Origin of the sequence: Streptomyces sp. NPDC050315 (genome assembly GCF_040655775.1) — a bacterium.
GTDB lineage: Bacteria > Actinomycetota > Actinomycetes > Streptomycetales > Streptomycetaceae > Streptomyces.
Genome location: NZ_JBFAKN010000008.1, coordinates 321,249 through 340,458, shown reverse-complemented (window position 1 = coordinate 340,458; position 19,210 = coordinate 321,249). Strand labels below are relative to the sequence as shown.

Here is a 19,210-nt window from a genome sequence, read left to right as displayed (position 1 = left end):
GCCGCCCCCTAGCAGACGCGCCGGCCAACTTGTGTCAGTAACCGCCACTTGGCCGAACTTCGCATAGTGGTTTCCCCTGAAATGACATGAAATGAGAAGTGGCACACCCGAGTTAGCGCACCGGAGGTACGCCGTGTCGGAAGCCATAACGCAAGCGGTCGCGGAAACCGTCCAGTTTCCGCAGGACCGTGCCTGTCCCTACCACCCGCCCACCGCCTACGCACCCCTGCGCGACCAGGGGCCGCTCTCCCGTGTCCAGCTCTACGACGGCCGGGAGGTGTGGATGGTGACAGGGCACGCCGAGGCGCGCGCCCTGCTCACCGACCAGCGCCTGTCGTCCGACCGGCTGAACCCCGACTTCCCGATCCCCAGCGCCCGCTTCGAGGGGTTTCGCGACGAGGAGCGCAAGAGCCGTACCACGCTCCTCGGGGTGGACGATCCCGAGCACAACGTTCAGCGGCGGATGCTGATCCCCAGCTTCGGCCTGAAGCGGATCGCGGGGATGCGCCCGCGTATCCAGCAGATCGTCGACCGGCTACTGGATGACATGGTGGCCGCCGGGCAGCCGGCCGAGCTGGTCTCGGCGTTCGCCCTGCCCGTACCGTCCATGGTCATCTGCGAGCTGCTCGGCGTGCCGTACGCCGACCACGAGTTCTTCGAGGACGCGTCGCGCCGTCTGCTGCGCGGCCCGACCGCGGACGACTCCCGGAAGGCCCTGGACGACCTGGAGGAGTACTTCGGCGAACTGATCACCCGGAAGGAGGACGAGCCGGGCGACGGGCTGCTGGACGAGCTGATCGCCGACCGGCTGCGCACCGGCGACCTGCCGCGCGACGAGCTGGTCAGCATGGCGATGATCCTGCTGGTGGCCGGGCACGAGACGACCGCCAACATGATCTCGCTGGGCGTGTTCACACTGTTGCAGCAGCCGGAGAAGCTGGCGGCGCTGCGCGCGGATCCGTCGCTGATGCCCACCGCGGTAGAGGAGCTGCTGCGGTACCTCTCCATCGCGGACGGGATGATGCGGGTGGCGACCGCGGACATCGAGGTCGGCGGCGTGACGATCGAGAAGGGCGACGGCGTGGTGTTCTCCACCTCGCTCGTCAACCGTGACGCCGCGGCGTACGAGTCGCCGGACGAGCTGGACTGGCACCGCTCCGCGCGGCACCACGTCGCCTTCGGCTTCGGCATCCACCAGTGCCTGGGTCAGAACCTGGCCCGCGCCGAGCTGGAGATCGCGCTGCAGTCGCTCCTCGACCGCTTCCCCGGCCTCCGCCTCGCGGCGCCCGCCGAGGAGATCCCGTTCAAGCCCGGCGACACCCTCCAGGGCATGGTGGAACTCCCCGTCGCCTGGTAGCAGTCGACCGACAATTGCCGACCGACAGTTGCCGACCGGCAATTGCATACCGCTCACCGCACCACCGCACCACCGGAGCCGGCCCCGTCCCCGACACGGCAGCACCACCTCCGCGCCGGGCCGGCCCCTCCCCTCCTCCCCCACAAGCCACTCACGGACTCAGGGACAGACCATGCCGACCACCCAGCACATCAGCATCGACACGGACCGCTGCATCGGCTCGGGGCAGTGTGCCCTCACCGCGCCCAAGACCTTCACGCAGGACGACGACGGCTTCAGCGCGCTGCTCCCGCACGCCGAGGACGCCCCCGCCGACCCCCTCGCGCGCGAGGCAGCCCGCGCCTGCCCGGTACAGGCGATCACGGTCGCGGAGGACTGAGAGTCCGGCCCGGTCCGCCCGACTACCGCTCCGCCAGCGGGAGTTCAAGCGTGCCCGTGTCCTCGGGCGCGCTGGTCACCGTCACCGGCTTGATGCCGCGATTGCCGTAGTACGCCGTGTCGCTCGCCGCGATGACGAACCGCAGGCGATGGCCGGGCTGGTAGCGGTGCACGATGGCCGGCAGCTCGACGGTGAACGGGCGGGTCACGTCCGGCACCCGCGCGGGCGCCACGAGCCGGTGCACGAGCGTCTTGGAGCCGTCGGGCGCGATGTCGTACAGCTTGGCGAAGAGCACGAGCTTGTCGGCCGCGTCGCCGGAGTTCTGCACCCGTTCGGTGCGCGGCGAGACGACCTTCAGGGTCGCCTTCGGGGCACCCACCACATCGACGGGCGCGCCCTCGACCGGCTCGGAGGTCCAGCCCAGGTGGGTCCCCTTGAGGTCGTACGGCTCGGGATCCTTCAGCCCGATGAGCCCGGCCAGCGAGCTCTCCGAGTGGCTGGTGGGCAGCAGCGCGTTGCGGTACTCGCGGCTGCCGCGCGCCACCTTCGACCGGTTGTCGACGAGCTTGCCGTCGCCGGAGAGGTACAGCTTCCAGGCGTCGCCGCTCGCGGGGAACGTGGCCGATGTGCCGTACGTCTGCCCGGCCGGCATCCAGTCCCGGTAGTAGGCGAACGCGGGGCCGGTGTCGGTGCCCTTCTTGTGCTGGAGGTAGCGGTCGAACCAGGCCAGGATGCGCTGGCCGACGTAACTGGTCTCCAAGTTCCCCTCGGCGAGGTTGAGTTCGCCGGAGGCCGGGTCGGTCATGCCGCCACTGTGGCCCCAGGACTGCCAGATCATCTTGGCCTCGGTGCCCTGCTCGGTGAGCGTCCGGTACGTGGCCGCCGCCTCGTTGAGGTTGAACAGCGTGTCCGCCTGACCCTGGACCAGCAGGGTCGGCGCCTTCACGGACTTCAGGTACGAGACGGGGCTGACGCTGCGCGCGTAGTCGAGGATCGACTGCTTACTGTCGTCCGTATACCGGCCCGAGTCCAGCCAGCGCTTGGTCTCGCACGCCTTGGCGACGAAGTGCAGACAGCCGGCGCCGCCGAGCCGGGACGGATCCAGGCTCGGGTTGAGCAGCCCCTGGGCCTCGCCTATGAGGAAGAATCCGTTGGTCCACTGGTGTTTGTATGCACCAGGGACATCGTTGCTGACGCTGCCCGACGGCTGGTCGGCGTTGTTGGGGTCCAGGGCGTACGCCAGGTCGTTCCAGGTGATCAAGGGGACGAGGGCGTCCACGCGGTGATCGACGGAGGCAGTGGCCATCTGTATCGCACCGCCGTACGAGCCACCGATCATGCCGACGCGCGGATCGGCGCCCTTCGCACCGGCCGCCCCTGCGGCCCTCCCGCCGGTCCCCGCGGCCTTCTCGCCGATCCCCGCAGCCTTCCCGTCCCCGCCGTCCTTCGTCACGTAGTCGACGCGGGTGCCGTCATCCGCCGTGCGCGCACCGGCGAGGAAGTCGATCAGCTGACTGGCCGCCTGACCGTCGATCCGCGGGTCGTCGAGCGAGATCGGGCAGCCGGACTTGCCGAAGCCCAGACCGGAGTAGGCCAGACCGACGTAGCCGCGCTCGGCGAAGGCGCGGGCGGTGGCGGCGGTCGAGCCGTCCGCCTTGCTGCCGCCGAAGCCGTTGGTGGTCAGGACGGCGGGGGCGGGGTGTGCCGCGTCGACGCCGGCCGGGCGGTAGAGATCGGCGTCCACCGTGCAGTCGCGGTCACCGGCCCGCACGGTCAGCTTCACGGCGGTGACCTCATACGGATCGGCGGCCGCCGCCGGCGCCGCGAGCGCGAGGGGGCTTGCCAGGGAGACGGCCGCCAACAGGGCGAGGGACGTGCGCAGAACGGGGCGGGACACTGCTGGGTACACGCTGACCTCCACAGAGACACGCCATACCTACCAGTCAGTACGGCGCGCTCATGGTCCGGCATGCATTTCGGACATGTCAACGGAGTTGACAAGAGTTATTACCGGCGAGTCAGTTACCGCTGGTCACAGGAGAGTTGGCCATCGCGGAAACAGCGGGGAGAGCGCCGAGAAACGCCCGGACGTGCCGCAGCCACGTCGCACGGTCGACCGCATTCAGAATGTGGGCGGCACCCGGCAGTTCGATCAGTTCGGCACCCGCGATGCCGGCCGCCAAGCGGTACGAGCTGTCGGGGAGGACCAGCCTGTCGCCCATCGGGGCCACCACCAGCGTGGGCGCGGCCACCTTTGCGAGGTCTGCCCGGACGTCCACCCGGGACACCAGATCGAAGTGGTCCACCATCCCGGGCGGCATCCCGTCCAGGGTGCGTTCCACCAGCGCGTCGAGGTCGGAGGGCGCCAGCTCCGCCAGGTCCGCCCGTGACAGGCACGAAACGCAGGCGAGCCGGGCCACGTCTTCCCAACGGCCCGCAGCAGCAAGGGACTTGATGAGCTGCGCCGCCAGCGCCAGGACCGGGTCCGCGACGGGGAACCCGGCGGTGAGGACGAGCGCCCTGACCCGCGCGGGATGCCGGGTGGCGACCCGTACGGCCACGGCGCTGCCGAGCGACTCGCCGAGTACGGCGAACGACTCCTGCCCGGCCGCGACGGCGGTGGCGACCAGTTGGTCGGCGAGTTCGTCCAGTTCCAGGGGTTCGGCGGCCACTGGGGAGTCGCCCGCGCCCGGGTAGTGCGGGCCGATGAGGGTGTAGTCGCGGGCGAGGTCGTCGAGGACCAGGCCGAAGTTGCCGGCGATGCTGCCGCCGGCGCCGTGCGCGAGCAGCAGTGCGGGACGCTCAGCGTTCACGCCGATGTTCATGTCGGTGTTCACGTCGGTATTCATGTCGATGACGCTAAACTCTGACATCCATGTCAGAGTCAAGTCGCGGCACCGGGGGGCCGAACCACGTGCGGATGAAGGAGATGGTCCGACGCACGGGCGTCCACGAGCGGCTGCTGCGCTACTACGAACAGCAGGGGCTGCTGGCACCGCAGCGGCTGCCGAGCGGCTACCGGGTGTACGACGAGTCGGACGTGGAAACGGTGCACCGTATCCGCTCCCTGCTGGCGGCGGGCCTCACGACCTCGCTGATCGCAGAGGTACTGCCCTGCGTCCGTACGGACGACGGCCGCCTCCTTCCCACCTGCCCGGATCTCGTCGCCCGACTGGAGGAGGAAAGGGAGCGGATCAGCCGGGCCATCGGCGAGCTGCAGGCGTCCCGCGCGATGCTCGACACGGTCATCGCCGCGAAGCCCAGTTGAGGCGGCTGCGTCAGGTCAGCGGCGGTGCGTCCAACGTCAGCGTGCCGGCGTCCGCGTCCAGCCACGCCCGTACACCCAGGGGTACTGTCAGCGCCGAGTCCCCGTGGCCGAAGCCGAAATCCTCGACCACGGGCACGCCGAGACCGCTCAGCCGGTCCATGAGCACCGCACGCACCCGCTCGTACGGGCCGCAGCGTGCCCAGGAGCCGAGCAGGACGCCGGTCGCGCCGGTCAGCGTGCCGGAGCGGAGCAGTTGGGTGAGCGCGCGGTCGATGGCGTACGGCGACTCGCCCACGTCCTCCAGCAGCAGGAGACCGCCGGCCGCGTCCGGGCGCGCGTCCGGTGTGCCCGCCTCGCTCGCCAGCAGTGCGAGGCAGCCGCCGAAGGTGACGCCGTGCGCCCGGCCCGGCACCAGCGTGCGCGCCGAGTGGGGAGCCAGGGTCGTGACGGCCGGATCCTCGGGGGTGAAGAGCGTGCGCCGCAGGTGGTCGCGGGTCGGCTCGTCCTTGAGGAAGATCTCGCCGGCCACCGCGGGGCCGTGCAGCGTCGCCAGCCCGGCCCGCAGCGCGAACGCCTCGTGCAGGACGGTCACATCGCTGAAGCCGATCAGCGGCTTGGGCGGCGCCGCCCGTATCGCTTCCCAGTCCAGCAGGTCGACCATGCGCTGGGCGCCGTACCCGCCGCGTGCGGCGAACACCGCGGCCACCGCCGGGTCGCACCAGGCGTCCTGAAGGTCGCGGGCGCGGCAGTCGTCCGGCGCCGCCAAGTACGCCAACTCCCCGTGTCCGGCGCGGACATGAGGCGCCAGTACCGGGTCGAGGTCCCAGCCGCGCAGGATGTCCAGGCCGGCGTCCAGCCGCTCGGGGGCGACCGGGCCGCTGGGCGCGACGACGGCCACCCGGTCGCCGGGCCGCAGCCGGGGCGGCCGGGTCCCCTGCCGTACGGTCACCGGCGTACCCCCGTCGCCTCGCGCCCTGTCGCCGGCCTGCCCGGCCCACCCCTCATTTGCCCAGTTCCAGCGTCGGTACGTCCGTCCGCGCGATGCCGAAGGTCTGCGCGTACAGGGACAGTTCGGCCTCGACGGCGCGCACGATCGTGTCCTCGCGGCGAAAGCCGTGGCCCTCGCCCTCGAAGGACAGGTACGCATGCGGTATGCCGCAGCGGGCGACCTCGGCGAGGAACCGCTCGGCCTGCGCGGGCGGGCAGATCACATCGTCCAGGCCCTGGAGCAGCAGGAACGGCGCGGAGATCCGGTCCGCCTGGTGCAGCGGCGAGCGGTCACGGTACCGGTCGGGGACCTCGGCGAGCGGGCCGACCAGGGACTCCAGGTACTGCGACTCGAAGTCGTGGGTCTCGCCGCCGGCCCAGGCCGTCAGGTCCAGGACCGGATAGCTGATCGTGCCGCAGGCGTAGAGATCGGTGCCGGTCAGCGAGGCCGCGGTGGTCCAGCCGCCGGCACTGCCGCCCCGGATGGCGAGCCGGGAGCGGTCGGCCGTGCCCTCGTCGGCCAGCGCCCGGGCGACCGCGGCGCAGTCCTCGACGTCCACCACGCCCCACTGCTCGCGCAGCCGCTCGCGGTACTCCCTGCCGTACCCCGTCGAGCCGCCGTAGTTGACCTCAGCGACGCCGAAGCCGCGTGAGGTGAAGTAGGCGATCTCCAGGTCGAGGACGAGCGGGGCGTGGCCGGTGGGGCCGCCGTGCGCCCACACCACGAAGGGGGCGGGCTCGCCGTCCGGCGGGGCGTGGGTGGGGCTGTGCGGCGGGTAGACGTGGGCGTGAATGTCCCGGCCGTCCGGGCCGGTGAATGTGCGGATCTGCGGCTCGGGGTAGTACGCCGGGTCGAGCGCGTCGACGTGCCGGGCGGCGATCACCCGGGAGCGGCCGGTCAGCGTGTCCAGCTCGACGATCTCGTACGAGCTGCGCGGACTGGCGGCGATGCCGATGACGCGGGTGCCGTGCACGGCGAGCGAGGGGGCCCACTCCGTCCATGGTCCGGCCGCGTCGACCAGCTCGCCGGCGACCGGATCCAGTATGCCGAGACGGTTCGTGCCGTGGCCGTGGAGCGTGGCGATCGTGCCGCCCTCCAGCGGCAGGAACCAGCGCAGGCCCACCTTCCACAGCGGCCCGCCGAACTCCTCCTGCCGGGCGGGATACAGGCGTCGGCCGGGTGTCGTACTGCCGTCCGCTCCCGCGCCCGCAGCCAGGTCCGGGTCCGCGCTCCGCAGCTCCCACCAGCCGTCGGCGTCCGAGACGTACAGCAGCGAGCCGTCCGCCGCCCACTCGATCTGCGCGACGGCCTCCTCGGCGCCGCCGACCAGGGCGCGGGCGCCGGTGAACGCGCCGTCCCCGGTCACCTCGGCGACCATGACGACCGTGCCGTCCCAGGGCATACGGGGGTGGTCCCAGGCGATCCAGGCGGCCCGGCCGCCGTCCGGGGAGAGCCGCGGACCGGTGACGAAGCGGTGCCGGTCGTCGCTCAACTCCCTTATCGCACCCCGGTTTTCGGCGGCCGAGCCGTCCAGGGGTACGGCGGCGAGCACCCGGCGCACGTCCGTGGGCCCTTCGCCCGTGAACTCCTCCAGTACGCACCACACTTCGCCCCGGTCGGGCAGCACGACCGGGTCCACCCACCGCAGGCCGCCGCCGACGGCGGAGACCGGGGTGAGCGGGCGCGGCTCGCCGCCGCCGTCCGGCGCGTACGCGTACAGCCGCTGGTCGGCGAAGTGGACGAAGACGACGAGGGGCGCGCCGTCCGCGTCCAGGGCGCCGGCCCAGGGCTGGCCGCCGTACTCGATGACCCGGCTGCGGACGTTCCACGGCGGGGGCAGCACCGACTGCTCCGCGCCCTCCGGCGTGCGCCGGACGAGCGCCCGGCGGCCGCCCTCCTCGGGGCGCGGCTCGGTCCACCACACCTCGTCGCCCACCACGCCGAGGTACTCGGGGCGGCCGTCGTGGGCGGCGACCAGCCGGGCGTCGATGGGCGACGGCCAGGCTCCGTAGGGCGCCGTGGTCACCATGGCGGTGTCCTCTCAGTCCGTTCGGTCCGTTCGGTCCGTGTCAGCGGGGCCCGGCCCGGGGCGGTCACCCCGTGCTGTGCACCAGGAAGTCGTCCAGTACCCGCACTCCGAAGTGCAGTGCCTCCACCGGCACCCGTTCGTCGACGCCGTGGAAGAGCGCCTGGTAGTCGAAGCCCTCGGGCAGCTTGAGCGGCGAGAAGCCGTACCCCTGGATGCCCAGCCGGGAGAACTGCTTGGCGTCCGTGCCGCCCGACATGCAGTACGGCACGACCTTGGCCTGCGGGTCGAAGCGCTCGATCGAGGCGCGCATCGCGGCGTACGTGGGCCCGTCCACCGGGGCCTGCAGCGCCACCTCGCCGTGGTGGAACTCCCACTCCACATGGGGTCCCGTGAGCCGGTCGAGGGTGGTGCGGAACTCCTCCTCGCCGCCGGGCAGCACCCGCCCGTCCACGAAGGCGGTGGCGCTCCCCGGGATCACATTGACCTTGTAACCGGCGTCCAGCATCGTCGGGTTGGCGCTGTTGCGCACGGTCGGCGCCACCAGGTCGGCGGCCGGGCCGAGCGCGGCGAGCAGCGCGTCGACGTCGTGCGCGAGAACGTACGGGTCGGTGGCGTCCAGCCGGGCCTCGACGCCGTGCAGCGCGGCCAGCTCGCGCAGCGCGGCGCGGACGGTGGGGGTGAGCCGCACCGGCCACACGTGCTCGCCGATGCGGGCGATGGCGGCGGCGAGCCGGCTGACCGCATTCGCGCCGTTCACCTTCGAGCCGTGACCCGCCGTGCCCGTCGCCGTCAGCTTCAGCCAGGCCGTGCCCCGCTCCCCCGCCGCGATGGGGTACAGCTGCATGCCGTCCCCGGCGTGGAAGGTGAAGGCGCCCGACTCGCTGATGCCTTCCGTGCACCCCTCGAAGAGGCCCGGGTGCTCGTCGGCGAGGAAGCCGGAGCCGTCCTCGGCGCTGGCCTCCTCGTCCGCGGTGAAGGCGAGCACGATGTCGCGCCGGGGGCGGACGCCGGCCCGCGCCCAGGCGCGTACGGCGGCCAGCACCATCGCGTCCATGTTCTTCATGTCGATCGCGCCGCGGCCCCAGACCACGCCGTCCTGAATCTCGCCGGAGAACGGGTGCACGCTCCAGTCGTGCGGCGCGGCGGGCACCACGTCCAGATGGCCGTGCACCAGCAGCGCGTCGGCGCCCGGGTCGCTGCCCTCGATACGGGCAACGACGTTCGTCCGGCCCGGGCTGCGCTCCAGGAGGGTCGGCTCGATGCCCGCCTCCGCCAGCCGTTCCGCGACGTACTCGGCGGCCGGGCGCTCCAGGCAGTCGCCGTTTCCTCGGTTCGTGGTGTCGATGCGGATCAGCTCGGAGGTGAAGCGGACCACCTCGTCCAGCGCCTGGGCATCCACCGCGCTGTCCTGCCGGATGCCCGGCGCGGGTCTTTCGCCCGCGAGCGCGTCCTCCACATCGATCATCTGCTCAGCCATACTGCTCCTCCACATGGGACGAGACGAGGGTGGTGACCGCTTTGAAGCAGCGGATACCTTCGTACATGTTCGCGCTCTCGTAGCTGACGCGGCGGGTGCCGCTGCGCTCCACACCCGGGACGCAGGTCGCGGCGCCCACCAAGTGCTCGGCGTCGAACTCCACTTCCACGGTGAACGGGCCGCGCCGTATGGGCTCGTGCCGCCGCGCCAGCGCCGCGGCTTCCCGGGCCGCGGCCCGGATGTCGGCGGCCGTGCGCGCGGGCGGCCGGCAGACCGCCGCATACCGTGACACATAGTCCTTCACTGCGATGCCCCGCGCCCCGGGCGCGTACCCCTTGGCGTCCTCGCACGTCCGGTCGTCGCCGGTCACCAGGACCACCGGCACGCCGTACTCCGCGACCACCAGCGAGTTCAGATAGCCCTCGCTCGCCGGGGTCCCGTCGACCCAGACGCCGGTGATCGAATTGGCGAGGTAGGTGTGCGCCAGCACGCCTTCCGTACCGGCGCCCGTGTGATAGCCGACGAAGGCTATGCCGTCCACATCGCCGTGCTGCACGCCCTCGACCATGCTCAGCGACTTGTGCCGCCCCGTCAGCATCTGCGCCCGCTCGTCCAGCTGCTCCAGCAGCAGATTGCGCATCGTCCAATGCGCCTCGTTCACGAGCACGTCATCGGCACCGCCGTCGAAGAATCCGGCGATCGCCGCATTGACGTCGGAGGTGAACATGTGACGGCAGCGCTCCCACTGACTCGTCCCCGGCAGCACATCCGCAGGCCAGGTCACGCCGGTGGCGCCTTCCATGTCCGCGGAAATGAGGATCTTCATGAGCCGCACGTTACGCGACCGCGCAGGCTCCGACCATGCCTGTGGATAACTCCGGAGGTCCAGACCGATGGCGGTGCCCGGAGCCGTGCGGCGAAGGCGGTGAGCACCGCCTGCGGGGCGACTCGCGCCAGTACGGTGAGTGGGTGAACGAGACGTGGAACGAGGGCGGTACGGGGGTGCTTCGGCTGCCGTCCGGGCGGCTGGTGCGGGGGCGCGGACTGCGGCGGCCGCTGCCGACCGGGCCGCTGCCGTCGTACGCCGTGTACCTGCTCGGCAAGGAGCCGCCCGAGGTGCCGTGGGAGGCGCGGTGGCTGCGCTGGCCGGACTTCTGGCTGCCCCGCGACGGGCGGCAGCTCCGGGCGGCGCTCGGCGAGGCATGGGACCGGGCCGGCGCCGAACGGGTCGAGCTCGCGTGCGACGGCGGCCGGGGGCGCACGGGGACGGCGCTGGCATGCCTCGCCGTACTGGACGGCGTACCGCCGGAGCGTGCGGTGGAGTTCGTGCGCCGGAACTATGACCGCCATGCGGTCGAGACGCCGTGGCAGAAACGGTACGTCCGGCGCTTCGCCCCGTGAGCCGGCTGAGTCGTCCGAGCCTTCCGAGCCGTCGTCAGGCCAGGCGCTCCACGAGCAGGAAGGCCCCGATCACGATCATGGCGGCGCCCGAGACGCGGGTGACGGCGCGGGCGACGACCGGCCGGGCGCGCAGCACGGTACGGGCCAGCACGCCGACGCCCGTGTAGACCGCTCCGCAGTTTGCCATGTGCACCAGGCCCAGTACGGCGATCTGCGCTGCCAGGGGCCAGCCGTTCCCGCTGTCGTGAGCGGCGGCGAACTGCGGGAGCAGGGCGATGTACAGCAGCAGCGCCTTGGGGTTGAGGCCGCTGATGCCGGCGCCCTTGAGGAGCCGGGCGCCGGGAGCCGCGCCGGCGGGGACCTCGGACGGGTCGGCCGACGCGGGCGCCGCGGGCCGTATCAGAGTCATGATGCCGAGCCACATCAGGTACAGGGAGCCGAGCACCGTCAGGGCGGTGAGCACCGACGGGTTGCTCGCGACCACGGCCGCCAGGCCGGCGACGACCACCAGGGTGAGTCCCGCATAGCCGAGCATCAGGCCGCCGACCGCCGGCAGGACGGACCGGTCACGCAGGCCGGCGGTGATCGCGTACGCCCAGTCCGCGCCCGGTACGAGGACGAGGAGGACGGACACGGCCCAGAAGGCGGCTATGGAGCTGGCGGCCATGAAGTGGTTCTCGCTGGTTCTCTCTGTTCGGACGGGCCGAAAGGGAGAATAGACGCGAGGGCGCGGAAAGTGTTTCCCGATAGTGTCGCTACACGAGGTGACACTGGAAGGATTTTCCCCATGGACGACTTGGACCGGATAATTCTTGCCGAGCTGCAGGAGGACGGGCGGCTGACCGTCACGGAGCTGGCGGGCCGGGTGGGGCTCAGCCTCTCGCCGTGCCACCGCCGGCTGCGCGAGCTGGAGCGCAGCGGCGCGATCCGGGGCTACCGCGCGGTCGTGGACGCCGAGGCGGTCGGGCTGAAGTTCGAGGCGCTCGTCTTCGTGACCATGCGTCAGGAGGACCGCAGCACCGTCTCCGCCTTCGAGGAGGCGGTCGCGGACATCCCTCAGGTGCTGCAGGCGCAGCGCCTCTTCGGCGACCCGGACTACCTGCTGCGCATCGTCAGCGCCGACCTGCCGGCCTTCCAGCGGCTGTACGACGAGAAGCTGGCGACGCTCCCGGGGGTGCAGCGGCTCAGCTCCACGCTCGTGATGAAGCATGTTGTATACGAACGACCGCTGCCTGCATAACGTACGCGCGCAACGTATGCGGCCGCGCAGCCCGAAGGCCGCGCGGCCGCATACGAAGGCGGGCCCTCAACCGGACGTGTCGGCCCCCGTGGGGAGCGGCGGCTCGGCCTCGATGTCCGCCAGCTCCTCGTCGGTCAGCAGCCGGGAGCGGACCAGGAACCGTACGCCCTCGGGTGCCTCCAGCGAGAAGCCGCTGCCCCTGCCCGGCACCACGTCAATGGTGAGGTAGGTGTGCTGCCAGTAGGCGAACTGGTCGGCGCTCATCCAGATGGGCACGTCGTCGTGGAAGACGTGGCCCAGGAGGACATCGGCTCCACCGACCTTGAACTCACCGCGCGGGTAGCACATCGGCGCGCTGCCGTCGCAGCAGCCGCCCGACTGATGGAACATCACCGGACCGTGCGTCTCCGTCAGCCGCCGCACGAGATCCTCGGCGGCCGGCGTCAGGTCGACGCGCCTGGTGAGGCCGCCCATCAGAAGAACCCGAGCTTCTTCGCCGAGTAGCTGACCAGCAGGTTCTTGGTCTGCTGGTAGTGGTCGAGCATCATCTTGTGGTTCTCCCGGCCGATGCCGGAGTTCTTGTACCCGCCGAACGCCGCGTGCGCGGGGTAGGCGTGGTAGCAGTTGGTCCACACCCGGCCCGCCTTGATCTCGCGGCCGAGGCGGTACGCGGTGTTGCCGTCCCGGGTCCACACGCCGGCGCCCAGCCCGTACAGCGTGTCGTTGGCAATCTTCAGGGCCTCGTCGACCGAGTCGTACGTGGTCACCGAGACGACCGGACCGAAGATCTCCTCCTGGAAGATCCGCATGTCGTTGGTGCCGCGGAAGATCGTCGGCTCGATGTAGTAACCGCCCTCGTGGCCGGGGACGGTGCGCGAGGAGCCGCCGGTGACCAGCTCGGCGCCCTCCTTCTTGCCGATGTCGATGTAGGAGAGGATCTTCTCGAACTGGTCGTTGCTGGCCTGCGCGCCGATCATCGTCGCCGGGTCCAGCGGGCTGCCACTGACGATCGCCTTGGTCCGCTCGACACAGCGCGCCATGAACTCGTCGTAGATCGACGCGTGGATCAGCGCGCGGGAAGGACAGGTGCAGACCTCGCCCTGGTTGAGCGCGAACATCACGAAGCCCTCGACGGCCTTGTCCAGGAAGTCGTCGTCGGCGGCCGTGACGTCGGGCAGGAAGATGTTCGGGCTCTTGCCGCCCAGCTCCAGGGTGACCGGAATGATGTTCTCGCTGGCGTACTGCATGATCAGGCGCCCGGTCGTGGTCTCGCCGGTGAACGCCACCTTGGCGATCCGCGGGCTGGAGGCCAGCGGCTTGCCCGCCTCCACGCCGAAGCCGTTGACGATGTTGACCACGCCCGGCGGGAGCAGATCGGCGATCAGGTCGATGAGGACCAGGATGCTGGCGGGGGTCTGCTCGGCGGGCTTGATGACCACGCAGTTACCGGCCGCGAGCGCGGGCGCCAGCTTCCAGGTGGCCATCAGGAGCGGGAAGTTCCACGGGATGATCTGGCCGACGACGCCGAGCGGCTCGTGGAAGTGGTACGCGACGGTGTCGGCGTCGATCTCGGAGATCGAGCCTTCCTGGCCGCGTACGGCGCCGGCGAAGTAGCGGAAGTGGTCCACGGCCAGCGGCAGGTCGGCGGCCAGGGTCTCGCGGACCGGCTTGCCGTTCTCCCAGGTCTCGGCGACCGCGAGCTTTTCGAGGTGCTCCTCGATGCGGTCGGCGATCTTGTTGAGGATGTTGGCGCGCTCCGTGGTGGAGGTGCGGCTCCACTTCTCGGCCGCCGCGTGCGCGGCATCCAACGCGAGGTCGACATCGGCCGCCGTGGACCGCGCGACCTGGGTGAACGTACGGCCGTCCACCGGTGAGGGGTTGTCGAAGTACTGGCCGTTCACCGGCGCGACCCAGTCGCCGCCGATGAAATTGTCGTAGCGCTGCTTGAAGCTGACGATGCTGCCTTCTGTGCCGGGCTGCGCGTACACCATTGTCGGCGCTCCTAGGGGAGTACGGATGAAGTGCGGGTGCGGCACACCTTCACGCGGGGAGGTTGGCGAAAGGTTGGCGTCGGCGTCACCTCGTGTTGTCCGTATGCGATATGGGGTCTGCGGTCTGCGGTCTGCGGTTGTCGTCCAGTCGTCGTCGGTCGCCGGTCGTCGTTCAGTCGCGGAGGGCGGTGCTCAGGCGGCCCGCCGCGAGGGCTCGGCGGGGGTCGTGCGGGGGCAGGACGTGCAGCGCGTGCTGGTGGATCTCGGCGTCGTGCGGGGCGCGGGTGCCGTAGGCCAGGGCATGTTCCGGTACTGCGCTGGTCAGGACGGCCTCGCGGACCGCGACCTCCAGGTGCTCGCGCCAGGCGAGGATGCCCGGCGCCTCGGACTGCGGCAGCAGCGGACCGCTGTACCGGGTGAGCGCGCCCTCCGTATCGCCCGCCGCCAGCGCCCGCAGTACCTCGACGGCGTCGCAGTGCACCGAGGTGGTGAGGGCGTACTTGCGGGTGGTGATCGCGCCGCCGAGGGCGCGGCGCAGGTGGGAGACCTCGGCCTTGAAGGTGGAGGCGGTGACCGGGCGTTCTCCGTACAGCGCGTCACGGAGGCGTTCGGGGGTGTAGCCCGCCGGTTCCAGTGCGAGCAGGGTGAGGATCTCCAGCTGGCGGGGACGCAGCCGCAGCCGGGCACCGGCGCGCACGGCCTGCCCGGCGCCCAGGCAGGTCAGCCGCACACCGTCCGCGGCGGCCGCGCCGGCCCCGCCGCCCGCGGTACGGGAGCGACCCGCGCCCAGATCCGCCCGCAGCCGCGTCTCGATCGTCGACACCAGACTGCGTACGGTCGACATCGCCAGCGGATGCGAGCGGTCCCAGGTGGTGGAGAGGTCCAGTACGCCGAGGATGCGGCCATCGGGGGCGTGGATCGGGGCGCAGTAACAGGCCCAGCCGTGCAGCGCGGCGACCAGGTGTTCGGCGGAGAAGACGGCGCTGGGGCGGCCGGTGCGCAGCGCGAGGGAGAGGGCGTTGGTGCCCATGGCGGGCTCGTCCCAGCGGCCGCCTGGCGCGAAGTTGACCTGCTCGGCGCGGCGTCGCATGACGCGGCCGCCGCAGGTCCACAGGAGGGTGCCGGACTCGTCGGTGACCCCGGCGACGAAGCCGGCGTCGTCCGCGATGCTGTTCAGCTCGGCCGCGAGATCGCTGACCGGGCGGCGCAGCGGCGAGTCGGCCCAGCGGGGGCGTACCTCGCCGCCGTCGGTGACCGGGGCGCTGACGGCGCCGGGGTCGACGGTATGCAGTGAACGGACCCAGGAGTCGGTCACCTCGGGGCGCAGCGGCGCCGTCCCGGCCGGCGCCCGCCGGGCCGCGCGCAGCTCCGGTACCCAGCGGGACCATTCGCTCTCCAGCGCGGCCCTGCGCCGCCGGAGGTCACTGCGCACTGCTGGCATCGGCGTCCCGCACCTCGTCGTCTCCAGTTGGACCACCGGTCAGCACCGCCCGCCCGTACCACCGCCCAGTACCACCGGCCCACCGTAAGAAGCCCTGCCAAAAATAGTGCGTACCGTGCGCGCGGCACAGACCCCGTGACCTGCCCGCCCCACGCCGCCGCACGCCGCCTCACGCCACCCGTGGTCTCGCCACCAGCCAGTTGGTGGGGATCTCGACCGGGGTGCCATCGGGGCGGGTCTCGGTGGTGATCAGCGGGAGGCGGCCGGAGCCGGTCGTCTCCAGGCCGTGGCCGGCCAGCAGGTCCGGTATGACGCCGTCGGCCATCTCGGCGGGCGCTATGCCGTGCGAGAAGATCGCGCGCACCTTGGCCGGCGGGCCCTCCGGGCGTTGCGCCAGGGACATCAGGACGCCCTTGGCGTCCTCGGACAGCTCGACGAGGAAGAGCCGGCCGCGCTTGCCGAGGAGGTGGGCGATGTTCGCGACGATGCGGGGCCGTTCCTCGGGGGCGCATTGGTGCAGTACGCCGCGCACGTAGACATTGGCATCACCTACGTCGTCGTGCAGCGCCCGTATCTGGTCGGCGTCCGCCGCGTCCGCCTGGCGGAATTCGGCCACCCCCTCCGGGTCCTCGCGACGAGCCCGGTCAATCGCGGACGCCGATACGTCGATACCGATCGCGCGGGGGAAGTGTTCAGCCAGAAAGCGTGTCTGGGTGCCGTTCCCGCAGCCGAGGTCGACGACCGGGAGGGCAGGGTCGAAGTGCTCGGCGAAGAACGGGAGATGGCGGGCGACCGCCAGTGCCGGTGCCGCGTCCCAGAAGACCTCGCCCTCGCCCGCCGGCGCGTCGCGCCAGAAGCCTTCCCACGCCGTCGAATTGTGGCTCGTTGCGCTCATGGCCAATTGCTACTGCCGGGGCTCGGCCAGGCGCAAGAGTGGTAACCGTTCTTTCAGGAGCGATGACCGCTCCGTCACCTGATGTTCGAACGTGTTGCGCGCCGCACGCACCAACGGGATGCGTGCCGCAGTGGCTACCGGGATCCGCGCCGCGTCCGCGGCAACGACTGCTCGAACCACACCGTCTTGCCCGTCGACGTCCGGCTCGTACCCCACTCACGGGCCAGCCGGCTCACCACCCGCAGACCGCGCCCGAACTCGTCCTCGTCCCCCACGCTCAGCAGCTGCGGCAGGCTGTGATCGTCGTCCGACACCTCGCACAGCAGCGCGTCCGTACGCACCAGGCGCAGCACGACATGCTCGGTGTGGGCGTGCCGTACGGCGTTGGTGACGATCTCGCTGACCAGCAGCTCGGCGGTGTCCGCCGCCGATTCGAGGCCCCAACGGGAGAGTTGGGCGCGTACCAGCAGCCGGGCCCGGGAGACCTCGCGGGCCTCGATGGGCAGCCGCCACTCCGCGACGTCCGCGCGCTCGATGCCGTTCAGCCGGGCCATCAGCAGCGCCACGTCGTCCTTGCGGCCGCCGCGCCCCTTGTTCAACGTCGTGGCGAGCGCGCGGATGATCGTGTCGCAGGCCTCGTCCATGGAGGCGGCCGGGTGCGCGGCGGACTCCGCGAGCGCCGCGAGCCCGACGCCGATGTCCTCGCCGCGCACTTCGACCAGCCCATCCGTGCAGAGCACCAGCCGGTCACCGGGCGCGACGGGCACGGTCACCGCGTCGAACGGCACGCCGCCGACGCCGATCGGCGCGCCCGTCGGCAGGTCGAGCAGCTCGCTGCGGCCGTCGGCGGCGCGCACGATCACCGGCGGGATGTGTCCGGCGTTGGCGAGGGTCAGTTGGGACTCGATCGGGTTGTAGACGACGTACAGACACGTCGCGAGGTAGTTGTCGCCGAGGCGCTGGGCGAGGTCGTCCAGGCTGCGCAGCAGCTGCGCCGGCGGCATGTCGATGGCGGCCATCGTCTGCACGGCCGTCCGCAACTGGCCCATCATCGCCGCGGAGTTCAGCCCGTGGCCCATGACGTCGCCGACCACCAGTGCCGTACGGGAACCGGGCAGCTTGATCGTGTCGAACCAGTCGCCGCCGACCCGGCCGAGGCGGGTGCCGGGCAGATAGCGGGTGGCCGTGTCGCAGCCCGCCATCCGGGGCTCGATGTGCGGGAGCATGCTGTCCTGCAGCGTCTCCGCGACGTTCTCCTGATACGTGTACATGCGGGCGTTGTCGAGCACGAGGCCCGCACGCGCGGCCAGTTCGGCGCCCGTGACCCGGTCCATGTCGTTGAATTCCGTACGCTCCGGGTGGCGCAGCAGGATCATGAAGCCCAGTACGACGTTCCGCGCCTTCAGGGGGACGACCAGCATCGAGCGGAGGTTGATCAGCGGGCTGATGTCGCGCTTCTCGAACTGCGCGGCGATGGCGTTGCCCATCTCCTCGCTGATGCGCGGGATGAGCACCGGCTCGCCCGTGGTCATGCACTGGAAGAACGGCGTGTGGGCGGGGAACGGCATGGACTCGCCGACCGGCACCACGTCGTCCCAGCGGCCCGGCTCGTCGTTGTGCTCCACCGCGACGCGGTGCCACATCGTCGTCGTGTCCGGCGGGCCGTCGGGGAAGCCCTCACCGGCGATGACCTGCTCGCGCAGATACGTGCCCGCGACATCGGTGAAGCGCGGTACGACCGCCTCGCTGACCTCCTGGATCGTGCGGGCCAGGTCGAGGGAGGAGCCGATGCGGCCGCTGACCTCGTTCAAGAACTCCAGGCGCTCGCGGACCGCGGCGTATTCGAGGTCCGACTCCAGTTCGGCGGCGGCCGCCGCCGCGGTCTGCGGGTCGGTGGCCGCGGAGGCGGTACGCAGCAGCCGCGCACGCCGCTCGACGCGCCGCGGCACGCCCCAGTCCGGCGTGACCGGAAAGCGCTCCTGCTGGCTGATCTCCAGGACGGGATAGCCCAGTTCGAGTACCTGGGAGACGATGCGGGCGCTCTCCTGCGGGCTCATGCTCGGCAGGATCTCGGGCAGCCGCCGGGCGAGGTCGTGGGATTCGGGGAAGTCCGTGTGCAGGGCGAAACCCGGCGCGAATCGCTCGCGCTCCCGCTCGCCCGCGCCCTCATCCGCGCTCTCGCCGTGCAGCTGCCCGGCGTCGGCCGCCAGCACCAGCAGCCGCTCCTCACCCGGTCCGACCAGGGGATACGCCCACCACAGTATGTCGACGCGGCCGCGCTCCGGGTCCGTCGTACGGGCCCGACCGGCCCGCGGGAACGACGTCTCGCCGCCGAGCGAGGACTCCAGGTCGGGGCCGTGCGGGTCCTCGGCGCCGACCGCGCTGTGCCATTCGTCGGAGCCGAGCGCACCCGAGACGGGCATCAGGTCCACGGCGGGCGCGCCCACCGCCTCCTCGCGCGCGGGCCCGAAGAGCCGGCGTGCGCCCCGGCTCCAGTGGGAGACCAGACCACGGGCGTCGACCACGACGACGGCCAGCGGGATCCGGCCGGGCTCAGGGTCCCGCGGCGCAGGCACCCCTGGTGCCGCGCTCACCATGTCGTCGCCGTGCGACGGGCCACGCTCCATGGGCGGTTGCTCCTTCGTACGCGTACGCATGATCTGCGTCCCGCTACCACGGTACGGCCACGCGCTGCCGGACGGGGCGCATTCCGCGAACTGCGGCACCCGGGGCGCAGGCCGTAC

At 71.5% G+C, this 19,210-nt stretch carries 17 protein-coding genes; 5 read left to right on the top strand and 12 right to left on the bottom strand.

What is annotated here, in order from left to right:
• Positions 1-133: 133 nt before the first annotated feature.
• Together AB0I82_RS28885 and AB0I82_RS28880 are read left to right on the top strand one after the other, a co-directional pair.
• Positions 134-1,357 (top strand): cytochrome P450, encoded by a 1,224-nt coding sequence (locus AB0I82_RS28885; protein ID WP_363260308.1) that lies wholly within the window; start codon positions 134-136, stop codon positions 1,355-1,357.
• A gap of 172 nt (positions 1,358-1,529) precedes the next feature.
• The gene (locus tag AB0I82_RS28880) at positions 1,530-1,736 is read left to right on the top strand and encodes a ferredoxin (protein WP_363260307.1); all 207 of its coding nucleotides are present in this window, start codon (positions 1,530-1,532) and stop codon (positions 1,734-1,736) included.
• Between the two features lie 22 nt (positions 1,737-1,758).
• Here the strand turns inward: AB0I82_RS28880 and AB0I82_RS28875 are convergent, their stop codons facing one another.
• Positions 1,759-3,645, bottom strand: a complete 1,887-nt coding sequence (locus AB0I82_RS28875; RefSeq protein ID WP_363260306.1) for a CocE/NonD family hydrolase — start codon at positions 3,643-3,645, stop codon at positions 1,759-1,761.
• Between the two features lie 109 nt (positions 3,646-3,754).
• Entirely contained in the window at positions 3,755-4,585 is an 831-nt protein-coding gene (locus AB0I82_RS28870; protein ID WP_363260305.1) for an alpha/beta fold hydrolase, read from the bottom strand.
• Positions 4,586-4,650: 65 nt separating this feature from the next.
• Here AB0I82_RS28870 and AB0I82_RS28865 point away from each other — a divergent pair, with 65 nt between their 5' ends.
• Positions 4,651-5,004, top strand: coding sequence for a MerR family transcriptional regulator (locus AB0I82_RS28865; RefSeq protein ID WP_363260384.1), 354 nt, complete (start codon positions 4,651-4,653; stop codon positions 5,002-5,004).
• A gap of 10 nt (positions 5,005-5,014) precedes the next feature.
• Here AB0I82_RS28865 and AB0I82_RS28860 read toward each other — a convergent pair whose 3' ends face one another.
• The 4 genes from AB0I82_RS28860 to AB0I82_RS28845 form a co-directional block, all read right to left on the bottom strand.
• Entirely contained in the window at positions 5,015-5,953 is a 939-nt protein-coding gene (locus tag AB0I82_RS28860) for an LD-carboxypeptidase (RefSeq protein WP_363260304.1), read from the bottom strand.
• Positions 5,954-6,005: 52 nt separating this feature from the next.
• The gene (locus AB0I82_RS28855; protein WP_363260303.1) at positions 6,006-8,021 is read right to left on the bottom strand and encodes a prolyl oligopeptidase family serine peptidase; all 2,016 of its coding nucleotides are present in this window, start codon (positions 8,019-8,021) and stop codon (positions 6,006-6,008) included.
• Positions 8,022-8,085: 64 nt separating this feature from the next.
• Positions 8,086-9,486, bottom strand: coding sequence for a M20/M25/M40 family metallo-hydrolase (locus AB0I82_RS28850; protein WP_363260383.1), 1,401 nt, complete (start codon positions 9,484-9,486; stop codon positions 8,086-8,088).
• Between the two features lie 4 nt (positions 9,487-9,490).
• Positions 9,491-10,324 (bottom strand): M55 family metallopeptidase, encoded by an 834-nt coding sequence (locus AB0I82_RS28845; protein ID WP_363260302.1) that lies wholly within the window; start codon positions 10,322-10,324, stop codon positions 9,491-9,493.
• 143 nt (positions 10,325-10,467) lie between these two features.
• On the opposite strand from AB0I82_RS28845, the gene AB0I82_RS28840 reads away from it, so the two are divergent.
• On the top strand, positions 10,468-10,899 hold the full coding sequence (locus AB0I82_RS28840) for a protein phosphatase (protein WP_363260301.1): 432 nt from the start codon (positions 10,468-10,470) through the stop codon (positions 10,897-10,899).
• Between the two features lie 34 nt (positions 10,900-10,933).
• Here the strand turns inward: AB0I82_RS28840 and AB0I82_RS28835 are convergent, their stop codons facing one another.
• A complete protein-coding gene (locus AB0I82_RS28835; RefSeq protein WP_363260300.1) occupies positions 10,934-11,566 on the bottom strand; it encodes a LysE family translocator in 633 nt (210 codons plus the stop codon).
• Positions 11,567-11,686: 120 nt separating this feature from the next.
• Here AB0I82_RS28835 and AB0I82_RS28830 point away from each other — a divergent pair, with 120 nt between their 5' ends.
• On the top strand, positions 11,687-12,139 hold the full coding sequence (locus AB0I82_RS28830) for an Lrp/AsnC family transcriptional regulator (RefSeq protein WP_363260299.1): 453 nt from the start codon (positions 11,687-11,689) through the stop codon (positions 12,137-12,139).
• Positions 12,140-12,205: 66 nt separating this feature from the next.
• Here the strand turns inward: AB0I82_RS28830 and AB0I82_RS28825 are convergent, their stop codons facing one another.
• The 5 genes from AB0I82_RS28825 to AB0I82_RS28805 all read right to left on the bottom strand — a co-directional run bounded on the left by AB0I82_RS28825 (position 12,206) and on the right by AB0I82_RS28805 (position 19,063).
• On the bottom strand, positions 12,206-12,613 hold the full coding sequence (locus AB0I82_RS28825; RefSeq protein ID WP_363260298.1) for a DUF779 domain-containing protein: 408 nt from the start codon (positions 12,611-12,613) through the stop codon (positions 12,206-12,208).
• On the bottom strand, positions 12,613-14,130 hold the full coding sequence (adh, locus tag AB0I82_RS28820; protein ID WP_363260297.1) for an aldehyde dehydrogenase: 1,518 nt from the start codon (positions 14,128-14,130) through the stop codon (positions 12,613-12,615). Before adh ends, AB0I82_RS28825 begins: the two co-directional genes overlap by 1 nt.
• Positions 14,131-14,302: 172 nt before the next feature.
• A complete protein-coding gene (locus AB0I82_RS28815; RefSeq protein ID WP_363260296.1) occupies positions 14,303-15,571 on the bottom strand; it encodes a GAF domain-containing protein in 1,269 nt (422 codons plus the stop codon).
• A gap of 169 nt (positions 15,572-15,740) precedes the next feature.
• Positions 15,741-16,466: a class I SAM-dependent methyltransferase gene (locus AB0I82_RS28810; protein ID WP_363260295.1), complete on the bottom strand. Its 726-nt coding sequence runs from the start codon at positions 16,464-16,466 to the stop codon at positions 15,741-15,743.
• Positions 16,467-16,600: 134 nt separating this feature from the next.
• Positions 16,601-19,063, bottom strand: coding sequence for a SpoIIE family protein phosphatase (locus AB0I82_RS28805; protein WP_363260382.1), 2,463 nt, complete (start codon positions 19,061-19,063; stop codon positions 16,601-16,603).
• Positions 19,064-19,210: the final 147 nt, after the last annotated feature.